The organism is Actinoplanes sp. NBRC 101535 (genome assembly GCF_030269225.1).
In the GTDB taxonomy this organism is placed as follows: domain Bacteria; phylum Actinomycetota; class Actinomycetes; order Mycobacteriales; family Micromonosporaceae; genus Actinoplanes; species Actinoplanes rectilineatus.
In genome coordinates this window covers 1-16,043 of sequence record NZ_BSSY01000017.1, presented here as the reverse complement: position 1 = coordinate 16,043, position 16,043 = coordinate 1, and the positions used below count along the sequence as shown (strand labels likewise).

15 protein-coding genes are annotated in these 16,043 nt (G+C 70.1%); 7 read left to right on the top strand and 8 right to left on the bottom strand.

Annotated elements, in window-relative coordinates; genetic code table 11:
• Positions 1–72 precede the first annotated feature (72 nt).
• The 5 genes from QSK32_RS34760 (at position 73) to QSK32_RS34740 (ending at position 5,254) form a co-directional block, all read left to right on the top strand.
• Positions 73–990, top strand: a complete 918-nt coding sequence (locus tag QSK32_RS34760) for a helix-turn-helix domain-containing protein (protein ID WP_285474387.1) — start codon at positions 73–75, stop codon at positions 988–990.
• Between the two features lie 127 nt (positions 991–1,117).
• Positions 1,118–2,677 (top strand): lysyl oxidase family protein, encoded by a 1,560-nt coding sequence (locus QSK32_RS34755; RefSeq protein ID WP_045747920.1) that lies wholly within the window; start codon positions 1,118–1,120, stop codon positions 2,675–2,677.
• A 69-nt stretch (positions 2,678–2,746) separates the two neighbouring features.
• A complete protein-coding gene (locus QSK32_RS34750) occupies positions 2,747–3,904 on the top strand; it encodes an LCP family protein (protein WP_245674342.1) in 1,158 nt (385 codons plus the stop codon).
• A gap of 59 nt (positions 3,905–3,963) precedes the next feature.
• Positions 3,964–4,497, top strand: a complete 534-nt coding sequence (locus QSK32_RS34745) for a hypothetical protein (RefSeq protein WP_285474280.1) — start codon at positions 3,964–3,966, stop codon at positions 4,495–4,497.
• Positions 4,498–4,507: 10 nt separating this feature from the next.
• On the top strand, positions 4,508–5,254 hold the full coding sequence (locus tag QSK32_RS34740; RefSeq protein ID WP_285474279.1) for an SDR family NAD(P)-dependent oxidoreductase: 747 nt from the start codon (positions 4,508–4,510) through the stop codon (positions 5,252–5,254).
• A gap of 91 nt (positions 5,255–5,345) precedes the next feature.
• Here the strand turns inward: QSK32_RS34740 and QSK32_RS34735 are convergent, their stop codons facing one another.
• Genes QSK32_RS34735 through QSK32_RS34710 form a run of 6 tightly spaced genes read right to left on the bottom strand, consistent with a single transcriptional unit; the run spans position 5,346 to position 11,934 of the window.
• Positions 5,346–6,035: an HAD family hydrolase gene (locus QSK32_RS34735; protein WP_045747917.1), complete on the bottom strand. Its 690-nt coding sequence runs from the start codon at positions 6,033–6,035 to the stop codon at positions 5,346–5,348.
• Positions 6,032–7,165, bottom strand: a complete 1,134-nt coding sequence (wecB, locus tag QSK32_RS34730; protein ID WP_045747916.1) for a non-hydrolyzing UDP-N-acetylglucosamine 2-epimerase — start codon at positions 7,163–7,165, stop codon at positions 6,032–6,034. Before wecB ends, QSK32_RS34735 begins: the two co-directional genes overlap by 4 nt.
• Positions 7,162–9,327 carry an ATP-grasp domain-containing protein gene (locus QSK32_RS34725; protein ID WP_285474278.1) on the bottom strand — a complete coding sequence of 722 codons (2,166 nt, stop codon included), beginning with the start codon at positions 9,325–9,327 and terminating at the stop codon, positions 7,162–7,164. Before QSK32_RS34725 ends, wecB begins: the two co-directional genes overlap by 4 nt.
• Positions 9,327–10,661 (bottom strand): glycosyltransferase family 2 protein, encoded by a 1,335-nt coding sequence (locus tag QSK32_RS34720; RefSeq protein WP_285474277.1) that lies wholly within the window; start codon positions 10,659–10,661, stop codon positions 9,327–9,329. The genes QSK32_RS34725 and QSK32_RS34720 overlap by 1 nt, the downstream gene beginning before the upstream one ends.
• A gap of 53 nt (positions 10,662–10,714) precedes the next feature.
• Positions 10,715–11,419, bottom strand: coding sequence for a PIG-L deacetylase family protein (locus QSK32_RS34715; protein ID WP_245674340.1), 705 nt, complete (start codon positions 11,417–11,419; stop codon positions 10,715–10,717).
• Positions 11,383–11,934: a hypothetical protein gene (locus tag QSK32_RS34710; protein ID WP_285474276.1), complete on the bottom strand. Its 552-nt coding sequence runs from the start codon at positions 11,932–11,934 to the stop codon at positions 11,383–11,385. The genes QSK32_RS34715 and QSK32_RS34710 overlap by 37 nt, the downstream gene beginning before the upstream one ends.
• 143 nt (positions 11,935–12,077) lie before the next feature.
• On the opposite strand from QSK32_RS34710, the gene QSK32_RS34705 reads away from it, so the two are divergent.
• A complete protein-coding gene (locus QSK32_RS34705; protein ID WP_285474275.1) occupies positions 12,078–13,817 on the top strand; it encodes an OFA family MFS transporter in 1,740 nt (579 codons plus the stop codon).
• Positions 13,814–13,921 carry an MFS transporter small subunit gene (locus tag QSK32_RS45785; RefSeq protein WP_425394694.1) on the top strand — a complete coding sequence of 36 codons (108 nt, stop codon included), beginning with the start codon at positions 13,814–13,816 and terminating at the stop codon, positions 13,919–13,921. The genes QSK32_RS34705 and QSK32_RS45785 overlap by 4 nt, the downstream gene beginning before the upstream one ends.
• A 281-nt stretch (positions 13,922–14,202) precedes the next feature.
• On the opposite strand, the gene QSK32_RS34700 is transcribed toward QSK32_RS45785, so the two are convergent.
• Both QSK32_RS34700 and QSK32_RS34695 read right to left on the bottom strand, forming a co-directional pair.
• Positions 14,203–15,120 carry a pentapeptide repeat-containing protein gene (locus QSK32_RS34700; RefSeq protein ID WP_285474274.1) on the bottom strand — a complete coding sequence of 306 codons (918 nt, stop codon included), beginning with the start codon at positions 15,118–15,120 and terminating at the stop codon, positions 14,203–14,205.
• Between the two features lie 286 nt (positions 15,121–15,406).
• Positions 15,407–16,043 (bottom strand): ISAs1 family transposase (locus QSK32_RS34695; RefSeq protein WP_285474273.1); only part of this gene is annotated, 637 nt, incomplete at its 5' end.

Genomic DNA, 16,043 nt, shown 5'->3' with positions numbered 1-16,043 from the left:
CGGTGGTGATGTCCTGCAGCGACCACGCTAGGTCCGTCCCGGGGCCCCAGCCGGGTACGATCACGACCCGTGATGGTCAAAAACCGACACGCCCCGTCCGGGATTCCGGAGATCCGGTTCGCCGCCCCGGCCGGGATCGCCGCCGGGATGGAGGTGGTCGGGCTCGGCCGGCTGCGGGAGCGGACCGCGGGCGGCGTGCTCGGCGCGCTGCAGCGCCCCACGTTCCACCACGTGCTGACGGTCCGGACGGGCGTGCTGCGGTACACCGTCGACTTCACCGCCCACGACCTCTCCCCCGGTTCGTGGCTGTGGGTCCGGCCCGGCCAGGTGCAGCAGTGGGGCGACCCGTCCGGGGCGGAGGGCACGCTGGTGCTGTTCCGGCCGGACTTCCTGGGCGCGGAGCCGGCGTCGGCGGCCCGGCTCGACGACCCGTACGCCCCGGTGCTGCTGCGGCCGGCCGGCGACGAGCACCGGCGGCTGACCGCGGCGCTCGGCCACCTGGCGGCGACGTTCGACGATCCGGGACGGCTGCCGCTGGACGCGCAGCAGGACGTGCTGCGTCATCTGCTGGCCGCGTTCGTGCTGCGCCTGGCGCACGCCGGGCCGGTCGCCGGCGCCCCGGCGCCCGCTCCGGCGGATGCCTTCCTGCGGTTCCGGGACGCGGTGGAGCGCCGGTACGCGAGCAGCCGCCGACTGGAGGAGTACGCGCGGTTGCTGGGCTACTCGGCGCGGACGTTGTCCCGGGCCACGCAGGCGGCGGCCGGGGTGAACGCGAAGGAGTTCATCGACCGCCGGGTGGTGCTGGAGGCACGCCGGCTGCTGGCGCACGGGGACGATACGGCGTCGCGGGTGGCGACGCGGCTCGGGTTCAGCAGTGCGACCAACTTCAGCAAGTACTTCCACCAGCGGACCGGCGTCACACCGATCGCCTTCCGGGAGTCCGTGAGGGCCGGCGTGGGTGGGGACGCGGTCGTTTCCGCGTACCCCTGAAGGAGAATGACCGGCCTCCCCAGATCGTGCCAACCGGTTCTGTCCTCATAGGAACTTCACAGTCGATCGCCTTCGATGGCCCGGAAGCGGCCGGAACACCGCCGGCCGACCAACCGGGAAGGATCACATGGCTGACCCGAAGAAACGCCTGTTCACCATGGTCGCGGTGAGCAGCACGCTGGCGCTCACCGCGGCCGGTGTGGGTGTCGCCCAGGCCTGGGCGGCGACGCCGCCGCCGCTCTCGTTCGTCGCCGCGACGTCCGCGGTGACCGCCGAGAGGTTCGTGTGGGAGGACGAGGTCTACCTGAACTTCGACCTCGGCCTGCACGTGATCGCCGGGGCCGACCCGCTGGAGATCCGGGCGAAGCGCAGCGGGTACGACAAGCCGATCGTCGCCGAGCGCCTGGTGACCCAGAACGGCAAGAAGAAGTGGGTGACCCTGCCGGCCGGCACGGTGACCGATTTCAACGGTCTCAAGGACTTCACCACGATCAGCATCGCGAACGCATCGGGGGAGGTCGTGACCGAGTACACGACCTCGTTCTGCGGCAACACCTGGAGTTCGGCGCGGACCCGGCCGGACGCCCCGGCGACCAACCCCTACCCGCGGGACTGCGGCGGGTACAACCCGTTCACGCTCGGCGCGGTGTGGGGCGTGCAGGCCGGCTGGAACGCGGCCGTCCCGGACGTGCCGCAGCAGGAGACGTTCGACCTCGTGCCGGGTGACTACACGGCGACCGCGACGGTGAACCCGGTCTACCGGGACCTGTTCGGCATCACCACGTCGTCACTCACCGTCGACGTGTCGGTGGTCGAGGGCGAGGACGGCAAGGGCGCGGGTCTCGCCGCGAAACGTCAGGCGGAGGCCGAGGACCCGCAGGCGGCGCCGGCCGGCGAGCACGACCTGCACAGCGCCGAGGGTGACGCGGAACGGCAGGTCTCGTCCTATCTGCCGGAGTTCCGTGCCCCGGCGAAACGCCCGTCGACGCTGGCGGCGGTGCCCAGCGGCCCGAAGCCGGACCTGCGGTCGCTGCCCGCGTGGGACATCGCGCTGGAGGAGGACGCCGACGGCAAGTGGTACGTGAACTTCGGCGCCACCGTGTGGAACGCCGGCACGTCGCCGCTGCTGGTGGACGGTTTCCGGCGTTCCGGGACCGAGCTGATGGACGCCTACCAGTACTTCTTCGACGCCAAGGGCAACCAGGTGGGGTCGAAGGAGGCGGGCACCATGGAGTGGGACCCGCGCGAGGGTCACATGCACTGGCACTTCACCGACTTCGCGCAGTACAACCTGCTCAACGCCGACCAGTCGCTCGCGGTGCGCAGCGGCAAGGAGGCGTTCTGCCTGGCCAACACGGATGCGGTCGACTACACCATCCCGAACGCGAAGTGGCGGCCGGACAACACCGACCTGTCCACGTCGTGCGGGGCGAACACCGTGGTCGCGGTGCGTGAGGTGCTGGACATCGGCAACGGTGACACCTACAGCCAGTACCGGCCGGGACAGTCGTTCGAGATCACCGATCTGCCGAACGGCACGTACCACATCCAGGTCCTCGCCAACCCGGAGAACCGGCTGGCCGAGCTGAGCACGACCAACAACTCGGCGCTGCGGGAGATCGTCCTCGGGGGTACGCCGGAGAACCGGACCCTGGTCGTACCGCCGGTGCACGGTATCGACGGATAACCGGACCGCACTGCCGCCCCGGCCACGATCGGCGCCGGGGCGGCAGTGCGGTTGACACACTGTGCGACCATGCGCGAGGTCGTGCCGCGCGGGGAGAGTCACGTGTCAGAAACCACGAAACACCGTTTTCCGCTATGGATCGTCTTCTATCTGATCACCGGTCTCCTGCTCATGCTGGCGAGCGGCGGCGCACTCGCCGCCGAGCAGGCGGTGTATGCCCGGATCGGATCAGTCCAGGACGACACCCTTTTCGTGGAGGTCCCGGCGAAAGGCCCGGAAGAGCCGGAGTCGGACATCGAGGGGCCGCTGAACATCCTGATGGTCGGCATCGACCCCCGCAACGCCACCGAGGCGCCCCGCTCCGACTCGATCCTGGTGGCGCACATCCCGGCCGGGCTCGACCAGGCGTACATCTTCTCCATCCCCCGCGACCTGTACGTACAGATCCCCGCCTCGGAGAAGGCCGAACTGAGCGCCCATCACGGCAAGATCAACGGCTCGATGTCGCTGGGCAGCCGGGTCCCCGGCTCCGACCTGCCGGACACCAACCAGGGTTTCCAGCACCTGGTGAAGACCCTCGGCCAGGTCACCGGGATCAAGAAGTTCGACGCCGGTGCGATCATCGACTTCGGCGGCTTCAAGGACATCGTCGAGGCGATGGGCGGCGTCACCATGACCGTCGACCAGGAGGTCCCCTCCGAACACCTCAAACCGGACGGCAAACCCCGCGACCGGCTGTCCCACTGCGCCGACAACACCTGCGACCACCCCTACTACGGGGAACAGAAGGTGTACAAGATCGGCACCTATCACCTGCAGGCGTGGGAGGCGCTCGACTACGTCCGGCAGCGGTACCACCTGCCGAACGGCGACTACGACCGCCAGCGCCACCAGCAGCAGTTCATCCGGGCGATAGCCGAGCAGGCACTCAGCAAGGACATGGTGACGAACCCGTCGAAACTGCTGCGGGTGATGGACGCGGCCGGCAAGTCGCTGACCTTCTCCGGCGGCGGCCACGACGTGACGGAATGGGCCGTGGCACTACGGCACCTGCGCACCCAGAACATGGTGACCGTCGCCCTGCCCGGCCACGGGGTCTCCGTCAACGGCTCGTACGCCGGCGAGGAGTTCGAACCCGAGGTCGCCGACTTCTTCACCGCCGTCCGCACCAACACCGTCCCGCAATTCCTTCTGGATCATCCCGAGTTCGTCAACACCGGCGGCTGACGTCTACCCGACTCGGAGGCGCTGGTGCGAGCCCGGTCCGGGCATCGATGATGGACGACATGGGGCCAGCGGGAGAACGCGAACTGTGGAGCCAGACCAGTCCCGGCGGATGGGTGGCCCGCGACGTCTACCTGTTCGCCCTCTCCTGCTTCGTGCCGCTCGACCTGTTCCTGCTGACCTCGTCGATCACGGTCGCCGCCCCGGTCACGGCCCTCGTCGTGCTGGCCCACCTGATCTGGGCGGCCCTGGCGATCCGCTCCTGGTGGCGGCACTACCGCACCGTCGTACGGATGTGGACCGACCCGGCCAGGCCGGGCATCGTGTGGCTCCGGCGGGCCGACGACACCGTGGAATCGTTGGCCCCGGACCGGATCCGGCAGATCCGGGTCGTGCACACCACCGGCTGGTTCCAGGGCGAGAACCCGCAGAGTTACCGCCTGACCCGGGTGAGCCTGCAGGCCGGCCTGGCTTCCTATCCGCTGGGCGAGCTGGACAGCTGGCCGGCCACCCGCAAGGCGCTGGAGCGGACGTTCCCGGGCGCGCGCCTCAACGAGCGCACCATCCACCGGTCCAGCCGCGAGAGCGCCGACTGACGGCCCGCCCATGACCCGAACCGTTCTGATCACGGGCGCCACGGGCGGGATCGGTGGCGCGCTGGTGCGGGCGGCCGCGGATCGGGGCTGGGCCGTCCTGGCCGCCGCCCGTGACGGGTCCGCGCTCCAGGCCTTGTGCGACGCGGTGCCCGGAATGACTCCGCTGCCGGCCTCCGACGGATCACCAGCACGGCACGACCCCGCGCCCGGGACAACGCCGCTGGTGGTCGACCTGCGCGCCCCGTCCCGCTTCGCGGAGTCCCTGCCCCGGCTCGGCCGCCTGGACGCCGTGATCCACTGTGCCGGCATCGCGGAGGTGGCCCCGGTCGCGGAATCGTCGTACCCGCTGTGGCACGACACGCTGACCGTCAACGTGGCAGCCGCCGCAGAGATCACCCGGCTGTACCTCCCGGCATTGCGTGCCGCGGCCGGTCACGTCGTCTTCGTCAACGCGACGCCCGGCCTGCACGCGGTGCCCCGTTGGTCGGCCTACACGGCGAGCAAGGCGGCGCTCCGCGAGGTGGCCGACGCCCTGCGGCAGGAGGAGGCCCCGCATGGGGTACGCGTGACCTCCGTCTTCCCGGGCGGCACCGCAACGGGTCTGCTGCGCGAGGTACGTTCCGCGTTCGGCCGCCCGTTCGACCCGGCCGACTGCATCCAGCCGGAGACCCTGGCAGACCTGATCCTGAACGTCCTCGACATGCGCAACGACGCCTACATCCCCGAGCTGTCCGTCCTGCCCACCCCACGCCCCTGACCCACCGCCCGCCAGGCCCTTGTGCGGACGGTCTCGTGATCCATGGAACCCGGTTGCGGCCGGTGAGCCTTCACGCGTACGCCGAAGAGCGTCACGAAATCAACAGAGCCGCAGCCGCCGGCAGGTCCGCGGCCACGACGGTGGCCGCGGGGTCGTCCGGGACGTCGGCGTATTCGCCGGTGCACACCCGGATCGAACGCGCCCCCAGCGACGCCGCGACGGCGGTGTCCTTCGCGGGGCGGTCGCCGATGACGACCAGGTCGGCCGGGTCCGCGCCCAGGGCCTGAGCCGCATGGAGCAGGCCCGACGGGTGCGGTTTGCGGTGGGTGCGGCCGCCCAGTTCGTCGGTGATGACGACCGCCGTGAAGAATCCGGTGAGCCCGGTCGCGGCGAGTTTCGCGCGCTGGATGACCGGGTTGCCGTCGGTGAGACAGGCGACCGGGAAGCGTTCCGCCAGGGCTGCCAGTGCCGTCAGTGCTCCCGGATAAGCCGGCAGCCGCCGCGGACGATAGGTCGTGAAGGCTGCGACCAGGGCCGGCACCAGGCCCGTGGCCTCATCGGCGTCGAGTCCGTAGTCGCCGAGGGCCCGGTCGATGGTGCCGCCCCGGTCCGAACCGGCCACGAGTTGGCGACGGACCAGGCGGGACAGCCGGACCGGGTCGAGTCCCGCCAGGACCGCCCCCGCCCGTCCCACCGCGCGGGACGCACCGTACAGGTAGGAGGACTGCGGGAAGATCGTGTCGTCGAGGTCGACGACCACTCCTGCCGGGGCCGGGTTCATGCCACGGTCCAGGGCAGCGTGCCGTCGGTGTAGTCCGGCTCGTCCAGGGCGAGCAACGGGTCGAGGGCCGGGTCCGCCAGGATCGCCGCGACCTTCCCGCCGGTGTGGCCGTCGCCGTACGGGCAGGGCAGCGCCGCGATCCGTTCCAGTTCGTCCGGGGTGCTCAGGCGCTGCGCGGCCCGCAGCGCCCGGTCGGCTTCGGTGTCACTGCCGATGCCGGTCAGGACGGCGGCGCCGGTCTCCACGCCTTCCCATCGTGGCGTGGACCGGCGCAGCACGACGGCCGGCACGCCGAGGTACGCGGCTTCCTCCTGGAGCCCGCCGGAGTCGGTGACGACCACCCTGGCGTGGGCGAGCGCGTGCAGCAGCCGGTCGTACGGCAGCGGTTCCTCGGCGGTCGCCAGCCGGGCCTCGAGGCCGTGCTCGCGCAGGCGGGCCCGGGTCCGCGGGTGCACCGGGAACCGGACCGGGCCGATCTCGGCGAGCCGGCCGATCAGGTCGGTGAGACGGGCCAGCCGGTCCGGGTCGTCGACGTTGGAGGCGCGGTGCGCGGTCACCAGCACGCCGGTGCGCACGGCCGGTGGGACCGGGGTGACCCCGCGCAGGCGCAGGGTGTCGATCACGGGGTTGCCGACGACGAAGATCCGGCGCGCGGGTACGCCTTCGTCGGCGAGGAACGTGGCGGCCCGGGCGGTCGGCGCGAAGTGGATCTGCGCGGTGGCCGCGGCGACCCGGCGGTTGACCTCTTCGACGCTGCGCGGGTTGAAGCTGCGCAGGCCGGCTTCGAGGTGCGCGAACGGGATGCCGGTGTTGCGGGCGGCCAGCGCGTACGCGGGGACGGTGTGCGTGTCGCCGAGGGTCAGCACCAGGTCGGCGGGGTGGGCGGCGAGGGTGCGGACCGCGCCGGAGACGAGGGCGCCGAGCCGGTCCGGGCCGGGCGGCAGGGTGAGCCGCAGGTCGGCGGTCAGTCCGAGGGTGTCCTGGACGTCGGCGCTCATCGCGGCGTCGGCGTGCTGGCCGGTGTCGACGGCGAGGACCCGGTGGCCGGCGGCGCGCAGGGCGGCGGCCACCGGCGCCAGTTTGATCACTTCGGGGCGGGTGCCGAACGCCAGGACGATGCGGCGGTTCATCGGCCGGCGCCGTCGGTCGCGTGGGCGAAGGCGAAGGCGGGTACGCCGGCCAGTTCGGAGGCCGGCCCGACGACGGTCGTCAGCGCATGGTCGGAGGCGGGCACGGCCGGCGGGAGAGAAACGGGCATGCCGCCGGCCGGCGGGCCGGGGACGGGTGTGCCGCCGGCCGGCGGGCCGGAGACGGGTGTGCCGCCGGCCAGCGGGTCGGGGACGGGTGTGCCGCCGGCGGTGTAGTAGACCTCGCTGAAATGCCGGGCCATCCGCACGTCCGGGCGGAAGCCGAGGACGGGCAGGTCGGCGTCCGGGTCGAGGATGCCGTCGACGTAGGTGCCCACCACATCGGCGCCGGCCGCCAGGGTCAGTGGGAGGCCACCGGAGAACCGCGGGTTGACCTCCACGATGGTCGCCTCGCCGTCGTCGTCGACGAACCCCTGCACGTTGGCCGGCCCGGTCAGGCCGACCGCCCGCAGGGTCGCCGCGACCACTTCGGTGACCGCGACCGAGGTGAACGTGGTGCCGCGGACCGAGATGCCGCCGCGGGTCTCGTCGCGCCAGCGCGGAACGCAGGCCAGCAGGGTCCCGTCCCGGCCGACCAGCGCGTCGGCGGTGAACTCGCGGCCGTCGAGGCGGGTCTGCACGATCGCGCCGGGGACGGTGGTGAACGCGTGCGCCAGGTCGCCGGGGTGGTCCACCAGCACGACGTCGCGGCTGCCCCGGCCGCGGGACGGCTTGATCACCCACGGGCCGGGGACCTTCATGATGGTGGCCAGGGTCCAGGCGGTCGCCGGGTGCGGGACCCCGGCGGCGTGCAGCACCTGCGCGAACGCGACCTTGTCGAGGCAGCTCTCGGCGGCGGCCAGGTCCGGGAGCCAGGTCAGGGTGCCGCGTTCGCCCAGTTGCGGGCAGAGCGGGGCGATCGCGCCGTACTCCTCGGCGACCGTGCAGACCAGGGCTGACGGCCGATGCCGGTCGACTACTTCGAGGAGCTTCTCCGCGTACCCCGCATGGTTGGCTTTGGGAAGGACCGCTTGCAGGGCCGTCAGACGCAGGCCGACCGCGTCGGGGTTGGCGTCCAGTGCCAGGATCCGGTCGCCGCGGGCTTGCAGGGCCCGGATCACCGCGACGCCGGCCGGACCGCCCGCGCCGGTGACCGCGATGAGCCGGCCGCTGTCCGGCCTATCCGGAATCTCCTGATGAGTCGGCCGCATCAGCCAGGCCCGGGCCCACAGGCGCACCGCGATCACGTCGGCGCCGGCCACCGGCTCCCACTGGCGGGCCGCCACCGCGTCGGCGAGCGCGTCCAGCACCATCGGGTCGGTCTCGTAGGTGGCCACCGCCAGCAGCGTCGCGGTGTGCACCCCCAGACCCTTCTCGGCCAGCTCCCGGATGATCGCCACCCGGCGGGCGGGTTCCTCGTGACCCACCCGGTAGTCGATGCGGCGCTGCTCGCGGCGTTTGGCGAGACGGCGGGAGAGGGCCTTCGGCAGCAGACGGCGGTGCATCATCGCGGCGATCTGCACCTTCTGCACCCTTGGTTCCACGATCGGGGCGGCCTGCTCGTCGACCGGTGCGGCGTTCATCCGATGCCCCAGGCCCGGACGCGCCCACGCCGTCGGACGGTCGGCCGTGTGCCGACCGGCGGCATCCTGTTCGGCACGTTCCGCGTCATACATCGTCATTCCGATCATGATCAGCAAACCGACAAGCGTGTACGCGAAGTTCAGCGCCGCACCGACCCAGTCGTGGAAGAACACCAGCGCGTCCACCGCCAGGTACCGGCCGGCCAGCAGCGAGAGGATCAGCCGCACCTGGTTGGCGGCCAGGACGAACACGCTCGCCACCGCCAGACCGGCCAGTGCCTGCGGCCGTTCCCGGAGCGCCACCAGGGCGAGCGCCGCCAGGGCGAGCACACTGGCGAGGATCGAGCAGGAACCGGTCATCTCGGCCACCACCGGCTCGAACCCGGGGCCGAAGACGACGAACGAGTCGCCGAGCGCGCCGGAGATCCGGTCGACGCCCATCAACTCGATGATCGAGGAGGCCAGCGTGACCTCGAAACGCCGGACCGGGTCGATGTACAGGACATAACCGCCTACGCAGAACGCGACCGCAACCGCCATCTCGAGCAGGACGAGCCGGCGCCGGCGGGCAGTCGCGCTCATCACGCCGCTTCCCTCAGTGTGCCCAGTTCGGCGACCTCCGCGCGGGCGATCGGTGCAATCGTGGAGGTGGCACCGGATCGGGCGGTCTTGGACCAGCTGTAGGCCCTGCCCCACATCCCGTCGAAGTAGGCGGCCGTCGCGGTCAGGATCGACATGCCGAACGCCGGGATGAACCCGACGAGCATCCACACCGCCCGGCGTTCGACCCGCCCGAGCACCAGCCCCACCGCCAGCTCGGTGAACGGCCCGGCGAACAGCAACGCGGACAGGGCAACCATGTGCATCGGCGACGAGCCACCGATCCCGACCGCACGGAGCAGGATCAAAAGCAGACCCAGACCACACAGCACGGGTACGTGGTAAACCCAGAGGAACAGCATCGACTCGAGCTTCTCCATCAGCGTCAGATGACGGGTGCGCAGAATCGGGCGCCAATAGTCCCGCAGGCATTTCTGGTGTCCGCGGGCCCAGCGGTACCGCTGTTTCCAGAATCGCCGGGAGGAGAGGACGGCCTCCTCGAAGTCGACGGCCGACGGGTCGTACCGGACCCGGTACCCGTCGAGCAGCAACCGCAGCGTGAGGTCGGTGTCCTCGGTGACGGTGTGCGGGTTCCAGCCGCCCAGGCCGCGGATCAGCGTGGTCCGGACGGCGCAGTTGGCGCCCCCGTAGGCGGGCAGCTCGAACAGGGCCTGCCGGCCGTACTCGTTGACCAGGTAGCCGGACAGGTAGTCGATGAAGATGGTGCCGGCCAGCGGCGACTCGATGCCGTTGCGGACCACGCAGCGGCCCATGACCGCGCCGACCTTCGGTTCGCGGAAGTGCCGGACCAGGCGGCGCAGCACGTCGGGTTCGGGCTGGTGGTCGGCGTCGAAGATGACGGCGATCTCCGCGTCGACCAGGGCGAGGGCGTCGTTGAGGGCACCGGACTTGCCGCCGCCGGCACCGGGTTCGCGGTGCAGGACGCGCAGGCGGGGATCGACGACGGTCCAGGCGTCGAGGCGCTCGCCGGTGCCGTCGGTGGAGGCGTCGTCGACGACGACCACGGTCAACTGGTGGCGGGGATAGTCGAGGCCGAGCAGGGCGGCGACCATGCCGTCGACGACGAGTTCCTCGTCCTTGCAGGCGACGAGGACGGCGACCGACGGGGTGAAGGCGCCGATCAGGGGTGCGTTGATGTCGCGTTCGGCCCAGCGGGCGGCGGCGATCGCGAAGCCGAGGTGCCTGAAGAAGAAGAGGAGGAAGACGACGTTGAGGACGGTGGCGATGCCAGCAAGTGTCGGGTTTACTCCGAAAAATGCGCAAGTGATGGTGAATATGGCGGCATGTCGCGCCAAGCCCCACCGGAAGTGGGTCGGGGACGCCACACGATGATGACGTCCCCGATAGCTCATACCGCCACCCGGGCCTCGAGTCCCGAAATCTCCGACAAAGGTGCCACGATCGGTGGGGCCAGATCCCAGACGAACCGCGCCGGGACGAACGCCTCCGCGTACCGCACCCGGGCCTGCGCCCCGAAATGCCGGGCCGAGGCCGCCACCACCTCGGGGTCCACCATCGCCGAGTTCTCCACCTGGCTGTGGTGACAGGCCAAAGCGTCGATCTTCCTATTCAGGTACGCGGAGATGTCCACGAAGACGGACGGTTCGAACCGGGTCGTGGACGGACTCCGGTAGTGCAGGATCCGCCGACTGTGCCGGGCCGCGGAGATCGCCGCGGCCGCCACCGCCCGGTGATCCTGATGCGAATCGTCCGGTGCGTGCACGTACACCACGTCAGCATCGGTGTCCCGGATCGCCGCCTCGATCACCGCCACGGTCGCCGCATCGGGCGCCACCGCGCAGTCCTCCAACGGCCCCCAGCGCAGCAGACAGTCCAGGTTCCGGGCCGCCGCCTCAGCCTCCGCCCGCCGGAACCCCACCGGCCCGGGACCGTTCTGCCCGCCGGTGATCACCAGCATCGTCACCGCGTCCCCCGCCGCCCGGTGCGCGGCGAGGGTGCCCCCACAGCCCAGCTCGATGTCGTCGGGGTGCGCCCCGATCGCCAGCACGCTGCGCATCATCGAGGGCCGGCCGCCGCCCGGCGCCGGCGCCACACGGCCACCACCACCGCGGCGACACCGGCGAACGCCAGCACGATCAGCGGGCCCGAGCCGTTGCCGCCGGCCGGCAGACTGACGTCGTTGCCACAGGTGGGCCGTTTCCAGGTGGCGGAGACGCTCTTGCCGCCGACCTTCCACGTGACGGTCGTCGTGGCACTGACCCAGCCGGTCGCGAACGACGCCTTGTGCGTACCCGGCTTGAACTTGGTGGTCACGTCCGCCTCGGTCGCGGTGGTGCCGCCGGCCAACGTGACCTGATTGTTGTCGCCCGCCGCGATGGTGCCGGTGACGCTTCCGCCGACCGTGTAACCGAAGACCGCGCGGTAGGTGTTGTCCTCGCTGTTCTTGAGCACACAGTCGCAGGTGGGAGTGCCGTTGAGGGTCTTCCAGGTCGCGGCCGCCGGGCCGGAGTTGAGCACGAGCGCAGTCACCACAGCGGCGATCAGCGCGACCGCGCCCGCCGTGATGGCCACGCCGCGGCGACGCAGCAGCGCGGGTTTACCCGCCATGGACCCCACCTCCAGGAAGTCGTGATGGTGCGACCTCCCGATCGGTAATCCGGGCTTCAGGTTGAGAACTGGCGTAACACCACATTTTATGATCGAATGCGCTCGATCGCTCCCCCTACCAGGTAAAACAAGGGAGGCGCCGAGTGTCTCTACTCACCGCCCTCGACCGTGAACATACGACCGCCCCGGCGGGCTACAGCCGGTGGTTGATCCCGCCGGCAGCGCTCTCCGTGCACCTGTGCATCGGCCAGGTGTACTCGACGAGCGTCTACAAGAACTCCTTCATCGCCCACTTCGACGCCAGCCAGACCGCGATCGGCGTCATCTTCAGCATCGCGATCGTGATGCTGGGCCTGTCCGCCGCCGTCGGTGGCACCTGGGTGGAGAAGAACGGCCCGCGTAAGGCCATGTTCGTCTCCGCCTGCTTCTGGGCGCTCGGCTTCCTCGTCGGTGCTCTCGGCATCGCCACCCAGCAGCTGTGGCTGCTCTACCTGGGCTACGGCGTGCTCGGCGGCATCGGCCTGGGCATCGGCTACATCTCCCCGGTATCCACCCTGATCAAGTGGTTCCCGGACCGCCCCGGACTCGCCACCGGCATGGCGATCATGGGCTTCGGTGGTGGCGCGCTCCTGGCGAGCCCCGCGTCCCGCCAGCTGCTCTCGTTCTACGACAGCGGCTACGACCCGACGGTGGCCACCTCGGTCGCCTCCGGCCACGCCCTGCTGCTGCTGTTCCTGACGCTCGGCGGCGCCTACTTCGTGATCATGATGTTCGGTGTCGCCACCATCCGGGTCCCGGCACCCGGCTGGCGCCCCGAAGGCTGGGACCCCTCGACGGTCAAGTCCAAGCCGATGATCACCACCGCGCACGTCTCCGCGGCGAACGCCGTGAAGACCCGCTCGTTCTGGCTGCTCTGGATCGTCCTGTTCTGCAACGTGACCGCCGGCATCGGCATCCTCGAGCAGGCCAGCCCGATGATCCAGGACTTCTTCCGTGAGAACGGCACCTCGGCCGTGGCAGTCGCCGCGGCGGGCGGCTTCGTCGGCCTGCTGTCGCTGTTCAACATGGGCGGCCGCTTCGTCTGGTCGTCCACCTCGGACATCATCGGCCGCAAGCCCATCTACATGATCTACCTGGGCGCCGGCATGGTCATGTACCTGCTGCTGGCCACCGTCGGCAGCAACGCCATCCCGCTGTTCGTCCTGCTGGCCGGCGTGATCCTGTCGTTCTACGGCGGCGGATTCGCCACCATCCCGGCGTACCTGCGCGACCTGTTCGGCACGTTCCAGGTCGGCGCCATCCACGGCCGCCTGCTGACGGCGTGGTCCGCGGCGGGCATCGCCGGCCCGCTGATCGTCAACGGCTTCCTGGACAGCCAGGGCAAGCCCGGCACCCTGACGGCGTCGGCCTACCAGCCGGCCCTGCTGACGATGGTCGGCGTGCTGGCCATCGGCTTCATCGCCAACCTGCTGGTCAAGCCGGTCCCGGCGAAGTTCCACGAGCCGACGGGCCCGCTGCCCACGGCCGCTCCGGAGGCGACCGCGGCCCCGGTCGCCGACCCCGAGCCCGAGACCGCCAAGGTCGAGGCCGAAGCTGAAGCCGAGGTCATCGAAGCGAAGCCTTCGCCCGTGGCCGACGCCGAGGTTGCCGAGTCTGAGGCTGCCGAGACCGAAACCGAGCCCGAGGCCGGGGTCGCGGTCGCTGAGCCCGAGACCGCCGAGGCCGAGGTCGCTGAGCCCGAAGCCGAGGTAGCCGAGGCCGCCGAGGTCAAGCCCGAGGCAGAGGTCGAGCCGAAGGCCCCCGAGGCCGCAATGGCCGAGGCCGAGCCGAAGGCAGACGCCGAGACCGAGGCCGAAAAGAAGAAGAAGGAGACCCCCGCATGAAGACCTCCACCGCGCGACTGGTCGCCTCCTGGCTCCTGGTCACCGTCCTGCTCGGCTACGGCATCATCCAGACGCTGATCACCGCCGCCAAGCTCTTCGCCTGACCGCTCCCGGGGCGAGGTAGGTCGTTTTCCGAATGCTTTTCAGGAATACGACCTACCCCTCCCAGACACCACACCGCACCGCCTAAGCGCGACCCACTGCCCTCTCCCGCTCCCCGAGACCGTTCCGGCCCGGACGTGGGAGAGGGCAGTCCCGTTCTCGCCCGAGCACGGCGTGATGGTCGACAGGTGGTCCAACGCCGCCTATATCGCACCGGGTCGCCCACCGCTGCCACCGGTCGCCGCACCGTCCTCCACCTTCTCGACCGGATCGGGACGCAGGTTCAGATCAGCCTCTCCTCGCGAAGCTGACGCTGTGCCTCATAGAGGGTTTCGACGGCGAAGGTGGCCAACTCCTCTCCGCCCGGGAAGTCGGCTGCCAAGTCCTGCCGGCCGACGACCCACCCGGCGGTCGCGCTCAGTCCGGGGCGCTGAACGGACTCGCGGGAGAGGAATCGCCGGAAATCCTTGCCGATCTGATCTCCGCGAATCATCGAGTTGGCGCCCGCACGCTCGGCCACTGCCTGGAAGCCCTCCGGGATGACGATCAATCGGTCGCTCTCCAGGAAACCGACGTTCTGAAGTTCCATGCCGTCGAACTCGGCGTACCGGAATTCGCCGGAGGCGAACACCACGCTCCGGAGAACCGCCGGCGTACCGATCTCCGCCATACCTCTTCCTACGAAACGAACTTCCCTCAGACGTCCGGAGAACCTTCCACCTTGGAACGAACAATGGGTGAAGTCCGCCTTCACGACGTCCGAGAAAGCGCACTCCGCGAACATGGACCGCTCCGCCGAGAAATGTCCCCATTTGACAGCGGAGAAGTCGACGTGGTCGAACGAGCTGTCGGCCACGAGTGACTCTCGAAGATCAGATCGGCGTATCGAACAGTCGGAGAAGGAGCACTCCTGGACGGTGACATCGGAGAGGTCCGAGTCGTCGAGCCGACACCGGGAGAAGTCAGCATCGACGATCCGGGATCCTCGCAGTGAGGCATGACTCAGGTCGGCCGAGACGAGGCCGGCTCCTTCGAGGACCGCATTCTCAATGCGGAGTCCTCGAAGGTCGGCGCGGCCTTCGAACTCGGGCAGATCCAGGTCGTCGAGAGGCGTACCGTCCGCCAGCCGACGGGAGATCTCGCGTCTAGTAGCCGCGCCTTCCCCCGCCGCCCAACGGTCGATCAACGCCTTCTTCGACATATCGCGGTCTCCTCATCGGGTAGCGAGATGGATACCTCTGCCGAAGATCGCAGTGTAGTCCGTGTTATGTCCCTTCCAATCCCCCTCGGTGGTCATGTCCCAGGGTCATTGCATAGTCGGGTAACTGCTGGTCACGGCGATGATCAGGTTGTGTGATTGGCGGTTGGCCTGGCGGGTAGGTCGGGCGATATTGGTCGCTCCGTTCGCGCGGTGCCAGCCGATCGCGGTGTTACGCAGGGTTGCGATGACGGCGGGTCCGTTGTTGGCCCGGGCTTGATGTAGATCTTCACGGAAAGTCATGTCGCGGACGTGGTGGAGGCGGTTCTTGATGTGCCGGTGTCGGCGGATCCAGGTTTGCAGGTTGCGGGCCGTGGTGTGGCCGGCGGGCGGGCGGGGACACGGTCAGGTGGGTGGTCTCGCGGCTGGTCTGGCCGGCGACGATGCGGGTCCGCGTGATCCGGATGGCCTGTTCGGCGTGGGGGAAGCCGATGCCGCCGGGTGTGGCGACGGTGACGGCTTTGACGGTGTGGGTCTCGCGCCGGCCGTGACCGCGGTCGCGGGTCTGGTCCCCGACGGGGATCTGTGCCCGGGGCAGTTGCTTGAGCTGTTTGAACAGGGTCGGCTGGTTATCTTTCACCTGGACCGGCAGGTACGCCTTGCGGGCGGCGGTCTGTTCGGCGTGGCCGGTCCGGGTGTGCAGGGCGCCGGCGGTGAACAGCACTCCGGTGAGGGTGCCGAGGACCTTTTCGACGGCGTCGAGAAGTGGCACGAACGAGGTGATCTCGTTCGACTTCGTGTCTACGGTGACCTGCGCGATCACGATTCCGGTGGTGGTGTCCAGCGCGGACAGCAGATGCACCTGCCGGCCGTCGCCCGAGCGGGCGCCTCGCAGGGTCTTACCGTCCACCGCGATCACCTGCCGG

Excerpts from the sequence above, each read along its gene's own strand:
- QSK32_RS34740 (WP_285474279.1), top strand. The coding sequence starts at position 4,508 with ATGACCCGAACCGTTCTGATCACGGGCGCCACGGGCGGGATCGGTGGC.
- QSK32_RS34735 (WP_045747917.1), bottom strand. The coding sequence starts at position 6,035 with ATGAACCCGGCCCCGGCAGGAGTGGTCGTCGACCTCGACGACACGATC.
- wecB (WP_045747916.1), bottom strand. The coding sequence starts at position 7,165 with ATGAACCGCCGCATCGTCCTGGCGTTCGGCACCCGCCCCGAAGTGATC.
- QSK32_RS34750 (WP_245674342.1), top strand. The coding sequence starts at position 2,747 with ATGCGCGAGGTCGTGCCGCGCGGGGAGAGTCACGTGTCAGAAACCACG.
- QSK32_RS34760 (WP_285474387.1), top strand. The coding sequence starts at position 73 with ATGGTCAAAAACCGACACGCCCCGTCCGGGATTCCGGAGATCCGGTTC.
- QSK32_RS45785 (WP_425394694.1), top strand. The coding sequence starts at position 13,814 with ATGAAGACCTCCACCGCGCGACTGGTCGCCTCCTGGCTCCTGGTCACC.
- QSK32_RS34755 (WP_045747920.1), top strand. The coding sequence starts at position 1,118 with ATGGCTGACCCGAAGAAACGCCTGTTCACCATGGTCGCGGTGAGCAGC.
- QSK32_RS34745 (WP_285474280.1), top strand. The coding sequence starts at position 3,964 with ATGGGGCCAGCGGGAGAACGCGAACTGTGGAGCCAGACCAGTCCCGGC.
- QSK32_RS34710 (WP_285474276.1), bottom strand. The coding sequence starts at position 11,934 with ATGGCGGGTAAACCCGCGCTGCTGCGTCGCCGCGGCGTGGCCATCACG.
- QSK32_RS34725 (WP_285474278.1), bottom strand. The coding sequence starts at position 9,327 with ATGAGCGCGACTGCCCGCCGGCGCCGGCTCGTCCTGCTCGAGATGGCG.
- QSK32_RS34700 (WP_285474274.1), bottom strand. The coding sequence starts at position 15,120 with ATGTCGAAGAAGGCGTTGATCGACCGTTGGGCGGCGGGGGAAGGCGCG.